Source organism: Citrobacter sp. U14242 (assembly GCF_046555775.1).
Lineage (GTDB): Bacteria > Pseudomonadota > Gammaproteobacteria > Enterobacterales > Enterobacteriaceae > Citrobacter.
The window spans coordinates 35,777-54,316 of sequence record NZ_JBKGLW010000018.1 but is presented as its reverse complement, the minus strand read 5'-3'; the positions used below and the strand labels follow the sequence as shown (position 1 = coordinate 54,316).

The following is an 18,540-nucleotide window of genomic DNA, read 5'->3' as shown; positions in this document are numbered from 1 at the left end:
AGTTGACATTAACGGTGCCGGGGAATGTTTTTTACCCTCCGTAAGATTTGTAGGGTAATCGTCATGGGTGTTTGTTTTTTTTTGATTGAATATCAACGGGTTGATTTTTGTTTTGACGCTGAAAGTTGGCGTGTTATCTGCAAAATGTCCATTTTTATCTATATGTGGGTGTTTATTTCCTGATGTGATGTGAATAAAATACGAGCTTCCTCATAGAACATTACTTTATTTTCTCAGTGTGCGGTCAATGTTGACAATTTTGCTACGGTTAATCGGCTGACCCAAAAGGAATTGTTTGTGATAGTAGAATTTGGGTTAAGTCCTGTTGGTATAGTGTGTAGCGGATAAATTGTTTTGGACGCGATAATAAATACAATCACTGCGAAAAGCATTCGAGAATGGTGTCTGCCTCTTTTTTTACCCAGTCTTTTTTATCCGTTGGCACAACATCTTAACGGACACTGTCTTTTCAATAATCATATTTTAACAGTTTACGATCTTAAGCTGGCCGTCTTTTCGGGCGCACTTGTCCTGTTTGGTTTCCGGGTGCTGCCTGGGTTTATCCTGTTTCTGGTTCTTATGTTTGCTCTCGGTCCGCAAAGTGAACACCTGGATGCGCTGTGCCTGATTCTGGCCTCGACCTTAAGCTATGCGATTTACCGGAAAGTGACGGGCAGGCGCAGCTCATGCAGCTTTGGCCGGGTCAAAATCAGCCTCAATCGTATTGTCTGGCTGTGTGGTTACAACATTCTGCTGTACTTAGTATTCGGCAAGCTCTTCGCTGTATTCGTGACTCACGCTCACCGCCCCGATGTCGCCAATTATCCGGTGATGAGTCTGGAAATGCTGGTGCGTGTTCAAGGGATCGTCAACGGTTGCCTGACCGGGATCCCGTTCTTCTACAAGATATTTCGTATCACTCGCCGCCCGTCTTACTTGTTTACGTTTGCTAAGTCGATCGTCGGGCAGTGTAAAGGTAATGTGAGTTCATACGGCGTGATTGCCTGGTGCGTGTTGCTGCCAGGCCTGATGTTCTGTTTAACGTTGCCGCATAACCCAAACATCTTTTTCTTGTTCTATAGTCTGATTCTTCTGTTCCCGCTCATGCTGTGGGGCGCGATAAAAATTGGCCATATGTTCACCATGCTCGTATGGGCTGTGGTACTGATTATTCTGGGTAAACATAACGAAAGTGACATCGCCAACGATGTTAACGTCATGCTGCATCAGGCGCTGATTTCTACGCTGATCTTTGTCTTTTCACTGACTATCGTGATTATGGGGGCATTGGCCAAATTTACCCGGCAGCGCTTTAAGCAGGCGTTGCTGTTGGGGTTGACCGATCCAATGACGGGGATGGCAAATTTACGCGCGCTGAAGACCGAGCTGTTTACGACGAAGAACGCGACAGTCTGTCTGATTCAGATCCCCGAGCTGGCGCTTTTTTCTCGCCGCTATGGTTTTCATTTTCGCGCGCACTATCAAAAGATTCTGGCCGATCATCTCCAGCGGTATTTGGTTGAAAGCGAGAAAGTCTATTACCACGCAGGTTATGATCTGCTGATCCGCCTTGAAGATGGCTCCTATGAGCGGCTATGCGATTTGTACCATGCCGCCAACGGTTTTCGCCTCTTTCACAATAACCAGCGGCTGGGTTTTCGCAGCGGTCTGGGCTACTGCCTGATTAACGATATCAGCGATGATATCTATCAACTGGTGGGCAAGCTTGCCATGGTTGCGGGTTTGTCGCTAACTAACGGCAGACCCGAAAACCTTGAAGCCCAGCATAGCCGGATCCTCGATGATCATATTGCTGATAAAACGGACATTCGTACCGCATTGCAAAACGCGCTGGATAACAATGCGTTTGTACTGATGGCCCAGCCGATCGTCAGTACCCGGGGGGAGGCGCTTTATCATGAAATCCTGATCCGGATGCTCAATGATAAAGGTGAATTTATTCCTCCTAACAGTTTCCTGCCGGTGGCGCATGAAGCGGGGTTAGCTCCGGATATTGATTTATGGGTAATCGAAAATACCTTCAAAGCGATGTCCGATCGCCCCCAACGGTGTTTCTCCATTAATCTGGCTCCTGTCACGGTGTGTCGCTCAAATATTGTCTCGAAGATCACCCAGCTATTGCAGGATTACGGTGTGGATCCGCAGCGCGTTATTTTTGAAATAACCGAGGCGGATACGCTGTCAGACAAAGAACAAACTGTAGAAGCGCTGCATTTAATCCGTCAACTGGGGTGCCGGGTTGCAATTGATGATTTTGGTACCGGGTTTGCGAGTTATGCGCGTTTGATGAACATCGAAGCGGACATTTTGAAAATCGATGGATCTTTTATTCGCCGGATCACGGAAAGTGAAATCAGCTACTACATCGTTGAATCATTCTGTCGCGTCGCTGCAATGAAAAATATGCAGGTTGTCGCCGAGTTTGTTGAGAACGCCAGCATTCAGGCGTGCCTTGAGCAAATGGGGGTGGGGTGGTTGCAAGGGTATCACATTGGTAAGCCAACGCCGCTGCTCATGCTGGAATAGCGTGTGCAAATTTAATTATGACCAACAAGCGTAATTTCTTCTCAGGTAGAGAACAAAAATCATGAGTGATGTTATTAAAGTGAAAGAACGGTCGGCTGTGGCGTCCTCTGAGGGGCCAGGCGCACGAATAATATCCTGGCTACACAATATCCATCCCGGCGTAGCGATGAAGCTTGGTATGATTCTGGTTATCTGCATTGCGACGTTGCTGATTGGTGCTTCTTTTATATTGTCGTCTTATCTGTCGAAAGAGCTGCAAGCCAATGCGCTGGAAATGATCAAGACCAATACGCGTATTTTCCATAACTGCATCTCTAATGAATTCCAGAGGGTGACCCGGGACGCGGAACATTACAGCAATGTATATATTAATAACTATCAGAATGTTGCCAATAAACCACTGCACTCTATGGATGCCGCTGAATTAAAAGCGGTTCTGAGTAGCCCTACGACCAACGCGCATTTCACCGAATTAACCAGCGTATTTGCCAGTACTTTTGTACTGGAAGGCGAGCAGTTTGTTCGTGTCAGCAGTACGCTGTTAGCAAACTCTGGCAACACGGCGACGGCAACGGCATTAGGCCGTGATAATCCGGCATTGCCACTTCTTCTGAAAAACAAGCCGTTTTCTGGTGTGGTCACGCTGTTTGGAAAACAGTTTATTAGCCACTACGAGCCAATTGCCGATAAGTATGGTCAGGTGGTTGGAGCCGTTGCGGTAGGATTCGATGTTAAACAGAGTCTGCAACCGATCATTCAGCGCTTGCTGAATGTGCGTATTGGGAAAAATGGCTACGCGTATGTACTGGATGCCGGATTTGACCCCGGGCGTATGCTGGTGCATCCGTCGCTCAGTAATCAGCAGGCGATCAATATCACTGATGCCAATGGATACAAGCTGTTTGCCGATATCCTCGAGCATAAAAACGGTATTGCCTATTACGATTGGGTGAGTGGCTATGGCTCTGCGCCCAAAACGAAAGTCGCCGTCTATGAATATGTTGACGGGATCAATTGGGTTATCGCGACAACCAGCTATGTTGATGATGTCGCCAGGAGCAGCAACCTGGTCCGTAATGGCCTGCTGCTGTTCACCGCCTTCCTGCTGCCCGTCATTTTACTGCTGATTGCGGTGGCCAGCCGCTTCCTGATTTCACGCCGTTTAAACCGCGTACTGGGTATTGCGCAGACCATTGCAGAAGGTGACCTAACGGTAGAGGTTCCAATCGACCATCATGATGAGATTGGCGAGCTCCTTGGCGCAGTAGAGATGATGCGCCAGCGTTTGCACTCACTGGTGGGGGATATGGTTTCTCACGCCAACTCGGTACATCAGGCGTCGATGCATATTACGGAAGCGGTCGATGGTCAGGCATCTACCAGCGTAGAGACCTCATCATCGGTTGCGGAAATCACCTCAACGATGGAGGAGTTGTCCGCCTCTTCCACACAGATCGCGGAGCACTCGCGGGCGGTTGTGGATATTGCGAACCAGACGCTCGAAGATTGCAATAAAGGCTCTGAGTCGATGTCGCAATTGCTGATGCGTATGACGGATATTGATACCGATAATCAGCAAAACATGCGTGAAATCATGATGCTGGGCAATAAGTCGACGGAAATCAGCCGCGTGATGGTGATCATAAACAGCGTTGCCGATCAAACCAAATTAATTGCCTTTAACGCAGCGCTGGAAGCGGCCAGTGCCGGGGAAGCCGGGAAACGCTTCTCGGTAGTGGCGGCGGAGATCCGTCGTCTGGCCGATTCCGTGACGGAATCAACGGTTGAGATCGAGAACAAGATCAGCGAGATCCAAAACGCCATCAATCGTCTGGTGCTGAATGCGGAAAAAGGTGGGGAGAGCATCAAAGCGGGCGCCAGGGCCTGTAAAGTGAGCGCCGAGCATCTGAACGACATTGTTGCCACTGCGGAGCAAACGTCCACGGCGGCGCTGCAAATTTCTCTGTCAACGCAACAACAGAAAACGGCAAGTAATCAAGTGGTTATGGCGCTTCGTGAAATTGTTGTCGCCAGTAACTACACGTCGCAATCCATCAAAGACATTTTGATCGTGAGTCAGGATATGACGCAGTTGTCGAAAGCGCTGAAAGAGGCTTCGACGTCATTTACTTTGACGGGTATGGATGCATGACATGAATAGCGGCAACATTCGGGTGCTGATCCATGATCTGGGCAGCGTGTCGCGCAATGAGCTGGTCAGAAAACTGGAGGAGCACTCGCATATAAGGGTCGTGGGGCAAGCCGCCCACCGCAGGCAGGCGATTCGACTGCTACAACAGTTGATGCCTGACCTGTTAATCCTGACGCTGGATACGTCGACGGCAGATAATGTTGAGATCGTTGAAACCGTTATGGCGACCAGCGCCATCCCAATCCTCGTTCTGCGCTATTTCCCTGAAAACCAGTGGGATGATGATTTCATTTCCCGCGGTGCGCTGGCGGTATTGCACCACAGCAGTGGTGCTCCGTTGTCGAGTGAAGTGCTGCACCGCAAAGTAGAATTGCTGGTTGGTGTAAAAGTGATTCGTCATATCAAGGGATTACGCTATCCCACAGAGCAACGCGTGCCGGGAACTCCCCCGGTAATGGATGCCGAAAAGACACCAGAGGACTGGCCTTTTGTACTGGCGATAGCCTGTTCTACCGGCGGGCCACAGGCGCTGAGCAAGCTATTGCAGGCATTACCCGGTACGTTCCCGTGTCCGGTGTTGATTGCACAACACATTGCCGACGGTTTTGCCAAAAACATGGTGCACTGGCTGGACAGCGTGACCGAACTGAAGGTTCGACTGGCGCAGGAAGACGATCGTGTGGAAGCAGGGTATGTGTACATATTGCCGCCCGAACAGCATCTGATCGTCAAAACAAACCAACGGCTGGCCGCGATCCCGAGACAGGAAAATGATGTTTATCACCCCAGCTGTAATCTGCTGCTGGAGTCGGTTGCTGAGGTCTTTCGTGAAAAAGCCGTTGGGCTGATTATGACGGGGATGGGCAGCGATGGCTGTCGTGGTATTGAACTGATTTTCCGGCGGGGAGGAAGGACGCTGGCGCAGGATGAAGAAAGTTCTGTTGTTTTCGGTATGAATAAGAACGCAATCGACAAACAGCTTATACATCGCACAATCCCGTTGGATGACCTTGCGAAGGTTCTGCTTTCGATGGCTTTTCACGGGCATGTTGAGAGTAAATTGCCATGATACCCAATCTCCCCGATTATGCCCGGTTGATCAAAGACCGGGTGGGTTTGCACTTTGATAATGCTATGGAAGCGTTGCTGGAATCGGCGCTGAGTCGGCGTATGGCCGAGCAGGGAATCAGCAATTACTATGAATATTATGAACGACTGCGCATCTCTCAGGACGAGTTCGATAGCTTTGTTACGCTGATTACAATTAACGAAACGTATTTTTTTCGTGAAAGCGACACGCTGGATCTCATCTGCGACAAATGGGTGCCCCGCCTTTTGCAACAGCGTAGCGGCCCGGTGCGTATTCTGAGCGCGGGATGTTCATCCGGGGAAGAAGCCTACTCGCTGGCAATCAAGCTGCATGAAAAGTACCAGAACGGGATGGCGCAGCAGGTTGAAATCTACGGTTGTGATATTGACCCGGTGATTCTGGCAAAAGCCAGAAATGCCTGTTATTCCAGTTACTCGTTTCGTGGTGTCGAGCCGCTGATTCAGCAGCGCTATTTTACCCGGACAGGTAATCTGTTCCGTCTGCATGATGAAATCCGCGAGAAAGTCTCATTTCATCGCACCAACATTATCAAAGAGCAGTTACTGCCTGAAGTCGACATTATTTTGCTGCGTAACGTGTCTATCTATTTCGATACGCCGACACGCCGCGAACTGCATGGCAACCTGCTTAAAATGCTGCAGCCGCAGGGAGCCTTGTTCTTTGGCAACGCGGAAACGCTGGCCAATAATTTCGATATTCTGAAGCTTGAGCAGGAAGAGGGCATTTTTTATTTCTGCCATCATCGAGAAGCCCCTAAAGTCGCTCCGGTGCCCCGGGTCGCGGTACGCGTTCCGCTTCCTCGCGCTCCCGTGGTGTGTGAACCTCCCGCACCCACGGTGCTGCAATGTGATGACTGGTTGAAAAAGGCCCGTGCCTGCCTTGATGAGAAATGTTTTTCCGAAGCTGAAGCGTGTATTGCCTGCGTATTACGCAACGATCCCCGCAACCAGGAGGCGCTGCTGATTCAGGGCGTGATTGCACTGGAACAACGAGAGTTTTCCCAGACGGCCGGAAATGCGCAAAAGATCCTCGCGCAGGATGAATGGTCGGCAGAAGCAAAAATGCTGCTCGGTCTGGCGATGATGTGGCAACACCAAACGCAGCAGGCCATCGCCTGGTTCAAACAGGTGGTCTATCAGGAACCCGGATACTGGCCTGCACACTATTATCTGGCTGAAATGTATCGGCAAAGCGAGCTTCGCCAGCCCGCTCAGCGTACGTATCGCGTGGTGATGCAATTACTTAACGACGAAATGAACAATCCAGCAACGGTTTGTCGTCTGCGTTTGCCCATGGTATTTCCTGGAAATACGTTTCGTTTTCTTTGTGAACATCAACTGGCGCAATTCGCCCATCAAAACGGGTAAAAAGAACGATTATGGCTATCGATCTGAAAAAATTCGTTCTGCGCTTTATTGATGAAGGGAGAGGTCATTTGCAGACGATCAGCGAAGGCGCGTTTTTGCTCTCCGCTGATGAACATACTGACGCATGGATTGGGGAAATGTTTCGGGCCGCGCATACTCTGAAGGGGGGCGCGAGGATGCTGAAACTGCAAAGCATTGCTGATGTCACGCACCACCTTGAGGACGTTCTTAGCGAACTGCGGGATAAGAAACTGACGCCTGACAGGGCGCTTGGCAATCTGATCCATGAGTCCGTGGAGTATCTTTCCGGCCAACTAACCCAGCTTTTTGTCAGTGACGGAGATAATCAACTCCCCCCGGCAGATGCGAGTCTATGTGAACGCCTTGCCAGCGCCAGCCGTGGGGAGGCTGTCACATTGGTTGTCGAGGCGGCAGGACCTGCGGAGAAACCGCTTCCTACGCCTCCGGCGCCAGTGCCGACGATCGCTGTGGATTCAGGTATAAAACAGGCTGATTCAGTACGGGTAAAGCTGAATAAACTTGACGACCTGATCGACATTCTCGGCGAAGTGCTTGCAGGCCATGATCGCCTGGAACAGCAGATACAAAACCTGAGCCAGCTGGTGCCCCGGCTGTTAGGGCTTAGTGCAGAACAACTGCGCCAGCAGATCCATGATTTCAGCGCTCAACTGAAAGAGAGCGTTCAGGTTCAGCATTTGCAGATGTATGAACTGTACGACGTGGCGGCGCGGATCCGTATGCTGCCGCTGTCCACCCTATTCGAGCCGATTTCACTGCAGGTCAGCGAACTGGCCTCCACGCTGAACAAACAGGTCGTTTGCCGCTTTGTAGGGGGCGAAGTGGAAATCGACCGGCAGCTTATTGACCGGTTATCGGAGTCACTGACGCATTTGCTGCGTAACGCGGTCGATCACGGTATTGGTGACATTGATGAGCGGCTGGCGCTGGGGAAATCGACGCGCGGCACCATCACTATCAGTACGCAGCAGGATGGAAGCGGAATATTACTGCGCGTCGAAGATGACGGGCGCGGCCTGAACTATGAGGCGATCAGCGCAAAAGCGGTCAGCAAAGGTTTGGTTCCTGCATCAATGGCCGGACAACTCTCTGAACAAGAGTGTAATGAGCTGATTTTCCATCCCGGTTTTTCCACCAGCAAAATTGTCTCTGAGCTTTCCGGACGTGGCGTAGGCCTTGATGTGGTGCGCAAAACGGTGGTCACCGACCTGCAGGGGGATTTGCAGGTACATAGCCGGCAGGGCGTCGGGACGTGCTTCAGCCTGCGTCTGCCCGTTTCGCTGGCAATGATGCGTATTTTGCAATTTGAAGAACAGGGCCACCTGTTCGGACTGGCCGCTCAGTATGTGGTTGAGGTGGTGGAATGCACCCCCGAAGGGATTAACGACATTGCCGGGCGGCCCGCCATCATTTTACATAACGAGTTTATTCCGGTGATTTGTGCCGGTGCTCTGTTAGGTATTCACGATCGTCAAGGCAATGTCCCTCCGGCAGGGCAACGATTAATCGTGGTGCAGAACCAGTACAGCAAAATGGCACTACGCGTCGATAAGTTGCTCGATGAACGCAAGATGATGATCAAGCCGTTGCCGAAGAATATGCAACAGCAATCGCTGGTGTCCGGGATGGTACAGACCCCCGATAACCAGCTGGTCAGTATTCTGCAGGTCCCGGCGCTGATGGCGATGGCGCAACAATCACGGCAAGCCAGCCCCCCTGTGCAGCCAGTCAGTGTCGCGCAAGATGCCTGGCACGTGCTGGTGGTCGACGACTCACTCAATACCCGCGAGATTGAAAAGAACGTGCTGGAAGCGCATGGCTATCAGGTCACGCTGGCAGAAGATGGGCTATCGGGTCTACAAAAAGCGAAATTGACCCAGTTTGATGCTGTGCTGACGGATGTCGAAATGCCGTTTATGGATGGTTTCACCTTCACCAAATCGCTGCGTGGAGAGAAAAATTATCAGCACACGCCAATTATCATCGTGACCTCCCGCGCGAAGGAAGAAGATCGGCGACGTGGCATTCAGGTGGGGGCGGATGCCTATATTGCCAAAGGCGACTTCGAGCAGGACAGCCTGATTAAAACATTAAAAATGCTTTTGTGCTGATAGCGCAAAATCGGGAGAGAAGATGCGAATTTTATTAGTTGATGATGATCGTTTTGCAGCTGAACTGGCATCCGTTTTTTTAGAAATGGATGGCTACGATGTGGTGATCGTGGAAAGTGCTATTTCCGCCTTAGCGTGCCTGGACCCGGATAACAATATCGACCTGGTGATCAGCGATCTGCATATGCCGGAGATTAGCGGTTTAGATTTACTGGCGCTATTACGCGCCCAGGAGTGGTCTAAACCCTTCATTTTGCTGAGCGCAAATGAGGTCACGGGCAGCGACGTTCTATATGACCGTTGGGTGAAAAAAGATGAGAATCTGGCGGAAAATCTGGGGGCTGCAGTGAATGCGCTACTGCAGCCATCTGCGGTTACTGAATAAGTCTACACGTACGATGAAACAAGAAAATAAGCACTTAGCGATGGCTGCCGCGCAGGAAAAAATAGCGCGTCTGCGACAGGGATTTTTACGCCGCATCCCCGACATGTTGGCACAGTCGGAAAGATTACTCGTTCAACTGGTTGCAGAGCCCAGCGAGTCTTGCCGTAAACAACTGCACATACTGCTGCACAGCATTCACGGGTCTGCCGGTTCTTTTGGTTTTACGCCTCTGGCGAACGCAGCCGCAGAAGGGGAGAATTTACTCGCGGAGCTGGAAGCGGATCAAAGTAAGATTCATTACGATGAAATGCGGCGCATTATCCGGTGGCTGTATACCCTGACCCAGGAGCAGTTGACTCTTGAACACCGTATCAGCGATACGGACTTCAAACTACCGATCTCTTCCCCGCGCGCAGAAGAGGGATACGCTCGTCGGACCGATAAGCCAATCTACCTGTGTGATGATGACATTGACCAGGTTGAGTTGCTCGCCACGCAACTACGTTGTTTCGGTTTTACCTGCCATGTGTTTGCTAACACGCAGGATTTTACCCAGGCGGTGCTTTCTCAGCCGCCTTCGGTGGTGATTATGGATGTTAGCTTTCCGGATAACGCCTACGGTGGCCCGTTGACAATGTCAGACCTCAGGCAGAAAGTCGGCACCGCTTTCCCGGTACTGTTTCTCTCCTGCCACAGCGATTTTAAAGCGCGGATCAACGCCATTAAATCCGGGTGTGATGGCTACTACGTCAAACCAGCCTCGATTACCGATCTGGTACAGGAACTGTATCGCTTAACCCAGCCGTCGCTGAAAAAGCCCTATCAGGTGCTGCTGATCGATGACGAGCCGGCGGTGGCGCAATACAACGCGGAAATGCTGCGTATCGCCGGAATGGAAGTGCATGTACTGGAAAAACCACAGTATTTACTGCATGCGCTGAATGCCCATCCTATCGATCTGGTGCTGATGGATTACCACATGCCGGAGTTTAGCGGGGCGGAACTGACTAAGCTTATCCGCCAAATTCCGCAGCATATTGGCCTGCCTATCGCCTATCTCTCCAGCGAGACGAACAAGAGTGAGCAGCTTGGTGCGATGAGCATCGGCGCTGAGGATTTTATTCTTAAGCAGGCGAATCCAGAAGAGCTTATCCGTGCCGTCTCGATCCGGGCGGAAAGAATGCGAGCCCTGCGCGCCCGCATGTCGCAGGACAGCCTCAGTGGGCTATACAACCACTCGACAACCACACATTTTCTCAAAAGTGCGATTGCTGAGTCGAACTACAGCGGTCACCCGTTTTGTCTGGTGATGGTCGATCTGGATCGCTTTAAAAGCATCAACGATACCTACGGCCATGCAGTTGGCGATCAGGTCATTGTCGGCATTTCACAGCTGTTTTCCCATCGCTTACGCAGTACCGACATCGTTGGCCGCTACGGCGGGGAGGAGTTTGTCATCATTATGCCTAACACCATGAGTGAGAAGGCAGCACGGGTGGTTGAGCGCTTGCGCAAGGATTACGAGCAGGTCGCATTCTCCGTTAATGATGCCAGTTTTCACAGTACCTTCAGCGCGGGTATTGCACAGTGGCAGTTTGGCGACAGGCTTGAAACGCTACGTGAACGTGCCGATCAGGCGTTATATGCCGCGAAGCAGAATGGTCGTAATACCTTTCGCATCGCCGGGTAAAAGGAGAAGAGATGAGCCAACAGCTGGAACAAATACTCGCGCTGAGTCATGGTGAAAAACCGGAGTGTGAAAGTGTTGATGAGCCGCAGCGTACGCTGGTGCTATTTCAACTGGCGGGTAATAACTTTGCATTCTACGGGGCACAGATAAAAGAGATCCTTGCGGAACGGCCTATTTCCTGGGTTCCCTGCTGTGCACCGATGCTCGAAGGTGTCATCAACTATCGTGGGCGAGTGGAGTCGGTGATGAGACTGGACAGCCTGATCGACAAACCTGCGGCTAACGCGGCAGGTAAACGCACGATTCTGATTGGCTGCGCAGAGAAAATGCAAAGCGGTATTCTGATCGACAAGCTTATTGATGTGCTGGATGTTGTCGAAAGCCAGATTCACTTGCCGGGGGATTCACTGCCTCCGGCGCTACAAACCATTGCGGTTGGGGTCGTGAACGTGGCGGAAACCTGGTTTACGCTGCTCGATCTGAATCTGGTTTTTGATCGCTATCAGGAGACCCGCGGGTATGACGCCTCCCATTAATCTGGCTGCAGTACGCATTCGCCTGGGAGCGCAGGATTTTTATATTCCGGCCAGTCAGGTCGGGCGCTGTTTGCTGGTGACGCAGGTTGCGGCGGGGATCCCGCGTTTTAGCCGATGGCTTGGTATTGCTGATGAACCGCAGCAGGGCTGGCATTTGCATCTGTTTGTTCCAGCCAGCGGCGTAGAAACCGGCTGGTACTTATGGGGGCAACTGGAAAATGTCATGTTATCCAGCGACACCATTTTTGCCGTACCGCCGCTGTTGGCTCATGGCTGCCGTCTGCCGGCGCTACGTGCGCTGGTGGGGAGTGAGGCATTTAGCCCGCTTTTAAGCTGGTGTTAATACGCATGCAGAGTGGGGCGGCATTTTACAGCTGCATGATTTATTATATCTGTAAATCTTGTTTTTTATTATTTTTAATCCTGCTCACCTTCTTGTTGTGTTATTTACGCTTCATTACATAAGTAGTGATTTATTTAAAAGTTAACATACTGACTTTATTTCGCTGGCAAACTCTGATGCATCACATTTTTAAATTATTCTGAGTAAAGGACGCTGTCAGGATGATTTAAATCACTTTATTTATTCTTTGTTTATTCAAAATGGCCTGGCGATTCACCACATTAACAAGGAAATGGATATGAGTTTACCTTCCCAGGATAATAAGGTAGGGCCGGGCGCTTATTTTGCTCTGGCATTCGCCGCAGTATTTTTCTCTGGATTACTTGGCGGAAAAGAATGGTACGGCGTATTTGATTTCACCACCCTGAATGGTGCATTTGGCAAAGTGGTCAGTAAAGCGAGCCTGGAAGGCGAAACGCTGACCACGGCGACCAGCGCGTTTCGGGGTACTGGCGGCCACGGTGCGATGGACGGTTTCCTTTTCGCGTTGGGACTGATTCCTGCCGTTATGTTTGCTCTGGGCATGATCAATGTGCTGGAGCATTACGGCGCTCTGCGTGCGGCGCGTCGTTTGTTAACCCCTTTGCTGCGTCCGCTGATGGGGATCCCCGGGAATACCGGATTGGCGCTGATTGGCAGCCTGCAGAGTACGGACGTTGGCGCGTCGTTAACGCGTAACCTCGCTGATGAAGGCGAAATCACGCAGAATGAGAAAGATATTTTTGCCATGTTCCAGTTTTCTGCTGGGGCCATGATCACCAACTTCTTCTCCTCTGGTGCAATCCTGTTCACGCTGATGGCCGTAGACGGCACCCCGGCCGTGCCTGCGTCTATTGGCGCATGTGTTGCTGTAATGTTCATTATGAAAATTGTTGGCGCCAACATGATGCGCCTGGTCCTGACGTTCACCAGTAAAAAAGCCGAATCAACCGTTGCGGGAGAAGCATCATGAGTGCACCAACGTCTAATCCTGTTATTACCGATGTGTTTGTCGAAGGTGCCCGCAAAGGTTGGAATATTGCGACAACCAGCACGCTGCCGAACGTTGTAATGGCCTTTATCATCATCAAAGCGCTGGAGATCACCGGTGCGCTGAAAGGGCTTGGCATGGTATTCGCGCCGCTGATGGGGCTCTTTGGTCTGCCCGGCGAAGCTGCTGCGGTGTTGATTGGCGGATGGATGTCGATGGGCGGAGGAATCGGTGTCGCTATTGGTCTGTTTGATAAAGGTATTCTGACAGGTGAACACTTGGCGATTCTGGCCCCGGCGATTTATCTGATGGGCTCACAGGTACAGTATCTGGGCCGTATTCTCGGGGTGATTGGCACCCATGCTAAACGTATTCCCCTGATGATTATTATCTCCGTTCTGAACGCTTTTTTAGCGATGCTGCTGATGCGCATTATTCTCTGATAAGGAAATACCATGGATGTGGAAAAGTACATTGATGAACTGCAAACGCTGGTCAACATCGACTGCGGAACGCAAACGGTCGCAGGTGTTGCCCATGTTGCTGCGGTGATGCGCGAGCTCTGGCAGCAGGAAGGCTGGCAAACGGAGATGGTTGATTTAGGCAGTGCGGTTGGGCCGGCGTTACTGGCGACCAATAAACCTCATGCTACAGAATATGATGTGCTGCTGGTCGGCCATCTGGATACCGTTTTCCCGGTGGGTACCGTAGCTGAACGCCCGATGAGCCGTGATGAAAATCGCCTGTACGGGCCAGGCGTCTCCGATATGAAAAGTGGTTTGCTGAACATCGTCTGGGCCATGCGTACCTTGCCCGCGGAGCATCAGGCACGCTTATCTATCGCCGTTGCCATGAACCCGGATGAAGAGACAGGTAGTGTTCACTCCGGCGAATGGATTGGTGGACTGGCGAAACGTGCGCGTTGTGTTCTGGTTTGTGAGGCAGCCCGGGCAGACGGTTCGCTGGTGAAAGCGCGCAAAGGCGTGGGCGGCTATCAACTGACCTTTGAGGGGGTAGCGGCGCATGCCGGTAATGAACCGGAAAAAGGGCGCTCTGCCATAACCGCTTTTGCTCATAGCGTACTGGCGATTAACGCGTTGGCTGACATAGCGCGTGGCACCACGCTGAACGTGGGAGTGGTGCAGGGCGGAAGTGCGGCGAACGTAGTCGCGGCGAAGCTGCATGCGGAACTGGATGTGCGTTTCTGGGAAAACGAAGAATATGAGCGTGTGCATCAGGCGCTTCAGTCTCTTTGTCAGCAAGGTTTCCTTGATGGGGTGACGACTACGCTCACCCGCGTAAGTCATAAACCTGCGATGGCGGCGAGCGAAGACACACAACAACTGATGACTCTGGTTGAACGCGCCGGGCAGGAAGAGGGTGTTGCAGTAACCTGGCAGGCAGTGGGGGGGGGCAGCGATGCGAACCTCACCGCGGCGTTAGGCATTCCGACACTGGACGGGTTGGGACCTATCGGTGCAGGTTTTCATAGTGCAGATGAGTGGCTGGATATTGCCTCTATCGAGCCGCGAATTCGTTTATTAAAACGTATCATCACGATGTTGTAATCTACGACTAATATAGCCTCCTGCGGGAGGCTATATTAATACCATGGCTATTTATTAATGTCAGAAATATTAGCTAACATACTATTAAGTATTATTTATACATCATGCGACTGAAGCCGACTTTCTGAATGACGATCGCGCAACGTTGAATAAATAAAGGTGATGACAAACAGCAGGGAAAATAAAACGACTATCGTCGGCGCGGGGGCACTGTCGATGAAAAATGACAGGTATACACCCAGAAATGACGTTACAACCGATATGGCGGTAGCCAGTAATAATGCCTGGGCGAACCTGCGTGTCATTAAAATCGCAATCGCACCGGGGGCAATCAACAAGGAGATCGACAAAATAATACCTACCGACTTTAGCGTCGCGACGATAGTCAGGGCGATCATACACAGCAGACCATAATGCAGCAGTGTGGTGTTAAGACCGCTGGCCTTTGCCTGGTGCGGATCGAACGCATGCAGTAGCAGATCTTTCCATTTGAGCCCGATGATAAGCGCTATCCCCAAAGCGATAACCGCAGTCTGCACAATATCGCCCAGCGAAACGCCCAGCATGTCACCGAACAAAATATGGTCCAGATGAATTTCAGACTGGATTGACACATACAGCACCAGTCCGGCGCCAAACATACCGGAAAAGACGATCCCCATCAGGGTATCACGCTTGATACGGCTGTTATCGTCAAGATACCCGGTGGCTACTGCGCAGAACAATCCGGCGACAAAAGCGCCAATCGCCAGCGGAATACCCGCAATCCAGGCCAGTACAATCCCCGGAAAGACCGCATGACTCATGGCATCCCCCATCAGCGCCCAACCTTTCAATACCAAAAATACCGACAGCAGCGCGCAGGGTACGGCGACGATTACGGAGATGGTCAGCGCGTTGACCATAAAGCTGAACTGAAAGGGTTCCAGTAATGTGGTTAAGAACATGAGGACTCCTTGTTCACCTGCCGGGCGCGGCGGCGGTTTGCCAGCAGACCGTGTTTGGGTGCAAAAACGAACGCCAGCAGGAATAACAGTGTTTGCAGAACCACAATAATTCCTCCGGTTGCGCCGTCCAGCCAGTAGCTTAGCCAGGCGCCAAAAAAGCTGGTCAGGCTACCGATAGCTACCGCGATAGTGAGCAGGCGTGGAAAACGATCCGTCAGTAACCAGGCGGTCGCGCCAGGCGTGACCACCAGGCAAATCACCAGAAACGCGCCGACGGTTTGCAGCGCAGCAACGGTGGAAACGGAGAGCAGCGTAAAAAATAGCAGCTTCAGCCGACCAGGATTCAGACCGATAGAGCGTGCATGGTTTTCATCGAAAAAGACCACCATCAGGTCTTTCCACTTCAGCAGCAGGATGGTCAGTGAGATAACGCCGATGATCGCCAGTTGCAAAATATCTTCCGGCGCAATCGCCAGCACGTTACCGAGAATAATGGTCTGGATGTTCACCGACATCGGATTGAGTGACACCATAAACAGTCCGATACCGAAGAAAGAGGAAAATATCAGCCCGATGATGGCATCTTCTTTCAGGCGTGAGCGCTGATTGAGAAACAGCATACTGCCCGCAGCCAGTCCCCCGGAAAGAAATGCCCCCAGCGCGAAGGGAAGCCCTAACATATATGCTCCGGCAACACCGGGTACGATGGAATGCGATAGTGCATCGCCAATAAGCGACCAGCCTTTGAGCATCAGGTAGCATGAGAGGAACGCGCACAGGCCGCCGACCATCGCCGAAACCCACATGGCGTTGAGCATGTACTGGTAACCAAAGGGTTCTGTCAGCCAGTTCATGACTATTCCCCCTCGCGTGCCGCGCGACGCGAAATAAACGGGCGCTCATCATCAGTAATCACATGCTGCTCACCCCCGCTCAATGCGACGTGACGCAGAACGCCGCTAAATGCCTGTTCAAGGTTCTCGGTGGTAAAGGTGGTATCAGTTGGACCGCTTGCCAGCACGGTGCCTTTGATCATTACCGTGTAATCACAAAACTCGGTGACTGAGCCCAGGTTATGGGTGGAGACCAGCATGGTTCGGCCCTCATCACGCAATTCTCGCAGCAGATCAATGATACGGGCCTCGGTTTTTACATCGACGCCTGTGAAGGGTTCATCCAGCAAAATGACCTGCCCATCTTGTGCAATGGCCCTTGCCAGGAAAACGCGTTTTTTCTGCCCACCGGAAAGTTCACCAATCTGGCGATGGCGATAGCCCAGCATATCGACCCGCGCCAGCGCTGCATCCACGCAGGCGTGATCGTGCGCCTTTGGCCGACGCAGCCAACCCATATGACCAAAACGTCCCATCATGACGACATCTTCCACCAGCACTGGAAATGACCAGTCCACCTCTTCCGACTGGGGAACGTAGGAAATCAGATTCTGTTTTAGCGCCTTGTTGACCGGCTGTTGCAGGATAGAGATTTCCCCCTGTGCCAGCCGGACAAACCCCATCAACGCCTTAAACAGTGTTGATTTCCCGGAACCATTTATACCAACCAGCGCGGCAATCGAGCCACCCGGAACCTGAAACGTGGCATCCCGCAGAGCGGTGTGGCCGTTGCGATACGTCACCGTAACCTGATTCACGGTAATCGCAGATTGACTCATGGTTGACTCCCAAGGCCGTTGTTGATGCCGTTAACAATAGTTTGTGTGGTGACGCGTAGCAGATCCAAATAGGTCGGGACCGGGCCGTCGGCAGCGCTGAGTGAATCGACGTACAGCACGCCGCCGTAATGTGCGCCAGACTCTCGGGCTACCTGACGCGCGGGTTTGTCGGACACGGTACTTTCGCTAAATACCGTGGGGATCTGATGCGCTCGTAGGGTATCGATCACCTTGCGTACCTGTTTCGGTGTACCTTGTTGATCGGCGTTGATCGGCCATAAGTACAGTTCTTTCAGATCGTTATCGCGTGCCAGATAGGAGAACGCCCCTTCGCTAGTGACCAGCCAGCGTTTATCGGCAGGAATTTTGGCAAGTTCGGCCTGGAGCGGCGCGAGCGTTTGCTGAATTTCCGCTTTATAGCGCTCGGCATTCTTCTGGTAGGTCGCTGCGTTTTCCGGGTCATATTTCATTAACGCATCGCGAATGTTATCCACGTAAATCAGTGCGTTGTCTGCTGACATCCAGGCATGCGGATTGGGTTTTCCATTGTATGGCCCTTCGCTGATGCCCATCGGTTGTACGCCGTTTGAGACCATCACTTCCGGTACGCCGGACAGATGTTGGTAGAAGCGGGCGAACCAGAGTTCCAGATTGAGACCATTCGAGAGAATTAACTGCGCGCCCTGCGCCCGCTTAATGTCTCCTGGCGTAGGCTGGTATTCGTGAATTTCAGCTCCGGGTTTGGTAATTGAACTGACGTCCGCCGCATCGCCTGCCACATTGCTTGCCATATCAGCAATTATCGTAAACGTAGTGATTACCTTAAACTTTTCTTTTGCCCAGGCAGGTGACAGCGTAAGGGCCGTCAACAGGCTGGCAAGGAGAACTGACTTCAGACGAGGCAGATGTGGCATAGTATCCCTCACAACAAAGCGGTTAATTAATCATCGAATATAGCCTTTGCTATGTTATATAGCACATGGCATAAATAAATGAAAATAATTCTTATTTGTGTGGGGGTAAGGATGTATCACCTTCAGGT

At 51.6% G+C, this 18,540-nt stretch carries 16 protein-coding genes; 12 read left to right on the top strand and 4 right to left on the bottom strand.

Annotated features, from left to right (window positions below; genetic code table 11):
* Positions 1 to 579: 579 nt before the first annotated feature.
* The 12 genes from ACLJXE_RS22820 (at position 580) to ACLJXE_RS22765 (ending at position 14,879) form a co-directional block, all read left to right on the top strand.
* A complete protein-coding gene (locus tag ACLJXE_RS22820; protein WP_410752112.1) occupies positions 580 to 2,547 on the top strand; it encodes an EAL domain-containing protein in 1,968 nt (655 codons plus the stop codon).
* A 61-nt stretch (positions 2,548 to 2,608) separates the two neighbouring features.
* Positions 2,609 to 4,699, top strand: coding sequence for a Cache 3/Cache 2 fusion domain-containing protein (locus ACLJXE_RS22815; protein WP_410752111.1), 2,091 nt, complete (start codon positions 2,609 to 2,611; stop codon positions 4,697 to 4,699).
* A 1-nt stretch (position 4,700) separates the two neighbouring features.
* Positions 4,701 to 5,768 (top strand): chemotaxis protein CheB, encoded by a 1,068-nt coding sequence (locus ACLJXE_RS22810; protein ID WP_410752110.1) that lies wholly within the window; start codon positions 4,701 to 4,703, stop codon positions 5,766 to 5,768.
* The gene (locus tag ACLJXE_RS22805; RefSeq protein ID WP_410752109.1) at positions 5,765 to 7,177 is read left to right on the top strand and encodes a CheR family methyltransferase; all 1,413 of its coding nucleotides are present in this window, start codon (positions 5,765 to 5,767) and stop codon (positions 7,175 to 7,177) included. Before ACLJXE_RS22810 ends, ACLJXE_RS22805 begins: the two co-directional genes overlap by 4 nt.
* A gap of 11 nt (positions 7,178 to 7,188) precedes the next feature.
* Entirely contained in the window at positions 7,189 to 9,327 is a 2,139-nt protein-coding gene (locus ACLJXE_RS22800) for a response regulator (RefSeq protein WP_410752108.1), read from the top strand.
* 22 nt (positions 9,328 to 9,349) lie between these two features.
* Positions 9,350 to 9,712 carry a response regulator gene (locus ACLJXE_RS22795; RefSeq protein WP_410752107.1) on the top strand — a complete coding sequence of 121 codons (363 nt, stop codon included), beginning with the start codon at positions 9,350 to 9,352 and terminating at the stop codon, positions 9,710 to 9,712.
* Positions 9,678 to 11,402: a diguanylate cyclase gene (locus ACLJXE_RS22790; protein ID WP_410752106.1), complete on the top strand. Its 1,725-nt coding sequence runs from the start codon at positions 9,678 to 9,680 to the stop codon at positions 11,400 to 11,402. The genes ACLJXE_RS22795 and ACLJXE_RS22790 overlap by 35 nt, the downstream gene beginning before the upstream one ends.
* Before the next feature lie 11 nt (positions 11,403 to 11,413).
* A complete protein-coding gene (locus tag ACLJXE_RS22785; protein WP_410752105.1) occupies positions 11,414 to 11,938 on the top strand; it encodes a chemotaxis protein CheW in 525 nt (174 codons plus the stop codon).
* Positions 11,922 to 12,281: a hypothetical protein gene (locus ACLJXE_RS22780; RefSeq protein ID WP_410752104.1), complete on the top strand. Its 360-nt coding sequence runs from the start codon at positions 11,922 to 11,924 to the stop codon at positions 12,279 to 12,281. Before ACLJXE_RS22785 ends, ACLJXE_RS22780 begins: the two co-directional genes overlap by 17 nt.
* Before the next feature lie 292 nt (positions 12,282 to 12,573).
* The gene (locus ACLJXE_RS22775; protein ID WP_410752103.1) at positions 12,574 to 13,293 is read left to right on the top strand and encodes a nucleoside recognition domain-containing protein; all 720 of its coding nucleotides are present in this window, start codon (positions 12,574 to 12,576) and stop codon (positions 13,291 to 13,293) included.
* Positions 13,290 to 13,754 carry a YjiG family protein gene (locus tag ACLJXE_RS22770; RefSeq protein WP_410752102.1) on the top strand — a complete coding sequence of 155 codons (465 nt, stop codon included), beginning with the start codon at positions 13,290 to 13,292 and terminating at the stop codon, positions 13,752 to 13,754. The genes ACLJXE_RS22775 and ACLJXE_RS22770 overlap by 4 nt, the downstream gene beginning before the upstream one ends.
* 12 nt (positions 13,755 to 13,766) lie before the next feature.
* Positions 13,767 to 14,879, top strand: coding sequence for a M20 family metallopeptidase (locus tag ACLJXE_RS22765; RefSeq protein ID WP_410752101.1), 1,113 nt, complete (start codon positions 13,767 to 13,769; stop codon positions 14,877 to 14,879).
* Between the two features lie 95 nt (positions 14,880 to 14,974).
* Here the strand turns inward: ACLJXE_RS22765 and sitD are convergent, their stop codons facing one another.
* From sitD to ACLJXE_RS22745, 4 genes are read right to left on the bottom strand one after another with little or no spacing between them, the layout of a single operon-like run.
* On the bottom strand, positions 14,975 to 15,826 hold the full coding sequence (gene sitD / locus ACLJXE_RS22760) for an iron/manganese ABC transporter permease subunit SitD (protein WP_410752100.1): 852 nt from the start codon (positions 15,824 to 15,826) through the stop codon (positions 14,975 to 14,977).
* On the bottom strand, positions 15,817 to 16,680 hold the full coding sequence (sitC, locus tag ACLJXE_RS22755; protein WP_048213040.1) for an iron/manganese ABC transporter permease subunit SitC: 864 nt from the start codon (positions 16,678 to 16,680) through the stop codon (positions 15,817 to 15,819). Before sitC ends, sitD begins: the two co-directional genes overlap by 10 nt.
* Positions 16,681 to 16,682: 2 nt before the next feature.
* Positions 16,683 to 17,498 (bottom strand): iron/manganese ABC transporter ATP-binding protein SitB, encoded by an 816-nt coding sequence (gene sitB / locus ACLJXE_RS22750; RefSeq protein ID WP_410752099.1) that lies wholly within the window; start codon positions 17,496 to 17,498, stop codon positions 16,683 to 16,685.
* Complete coding sequence (locus tag ACLJXE_RS22745) at positions 17,495 to 18,412, bottom strand: metal ABC transporter substrate-binding protein (protein WP_410752098.1); 918 nt, start codon at positions 18,410 to 18,412, stop codon at positions 17,495 to 17,497. Before ACLJXE_RS22745 ends, sitB begins: the two co-directional genes overlap by 4 nt.
* Positions 18,413 to 18,540: the final 128 nt, after the last annotated feature.

Excerpts from the sequence above, each read along its gene's own strand:
- ACLJXE_RS22800 (WP_410752108.1), top strand. The coding sequence starts at position 7,189 with ATGGCTATCGATCTGAAAAAATTCGTTCTGCGCTTTATTGATGAAGGG.
- ACLJXE_RS22790 (WP_410752106.1), top strand. The coding sequence starts at position 9,678 with ATGCGCTACTGCAGCCATCTGCGGTTACTGAATAAGTCTACACGTACG.
- ACLJXE_RS22810 (WP_410752110.1), top strand. The coding sequence starts at position 4,701 with ATGAATAGCGGCAACATTCGGGTGCTGATCCATGATCTGGGCAGCGTG.
- ACLJXE_RS22815 (WP_410752111.1), top strand. The coding sequence starts at position 2,609 with ATGAGTGATGTTATTAAAGTGAAAGAACGGTCGGCTGTGGCGTCCTCT.
- sitC (WP_048213040.1), bottom strand. The coding sequence starts at position 16,680 with ATGAACTGGCTGACAGAACCCTTTGGTTACCAGTACATGCTCAACGCC.
- ACLJXE_RS22775 (WP_410752103.1), top strand. The coding sequence starts at position 12,574 with ATGGATATGAGTTTACCTTCCCAGGATAATAAGGTAGGGCCGGGCGCT.
- ACLJXE_RS22805 (WP_410752109.1), top strand. The coding sequence starts at position 5,765 with ATGATACCCAATCTCCCCGATTATGCCCGGTTGATCAAAGACCGGGTG.
- ACLJXE_RS22745 (WP_410752098.1), bottom strand. The coding sequence starts at position 18,412 with ATGCCACATCTGCCTCGTCTGAAGTCAGTTCTCCTTGCCAGCCTGTTG.
- ACLJXE_RS22795 (WP_410752107.1), top strand. The coding sequence starts at position 9,350 with ATGCGAATTTTATTAGTTGATGATGATCGTTTTGCAGCTGAACTGGCA.
- ACLJXE_RS22765 (WP_410752101.1), top strand. The coding sequence starts at position 13,767 with ATGGATGTGGAAAAGTACATTGATGAACTGCAAACGCTGGTCAACATC.
- ACLJXE_RS22820 (WP_410752112.1), top strand. The coding sequence starts at position 580 with ATGTTTGCTCTCGGTCCGCAAAGTGAACACCTGGATGCGCTGTGCCTG.
- sitB (WP_410752099.1), bottom strand. The coding sequence starts at position 17,498 with ATGAGTCAATCTGCGATTACCGTGAATCAGGTTACGGTGACGTATCGC.
- ACLJXE_RS22785 (WP_410752105.1), top strand. The coding sequence starts at position 11,414 with ATGAGCCAACAGCTGGAACAAATACTCGCGCTGAGTCATGGTGAAAAA.
- ACLJXE_RS22770 (WP_410752102.1), top strand. The coding sequence starts at position 13,290 with ATGAGTGCACCAACGTCTAATCCTGTTATTACCGATGTGTTTGTCGAA.
- sitD (WP_410752100.1), bottom strand. The coding sequence starts at position 15,826 with ATGTTCTTAACCACATTACTGGAACCCTTTCAGTTCAGCTTTATGGTC.
- ACLJXE_RS22780 (WP_410752104.1), top strand. The coding sequence starts at position 11,922 with ATGACGCCTCCCATTAATCTGGCTGCAGTACGCATTCGCCTGGGAGCG.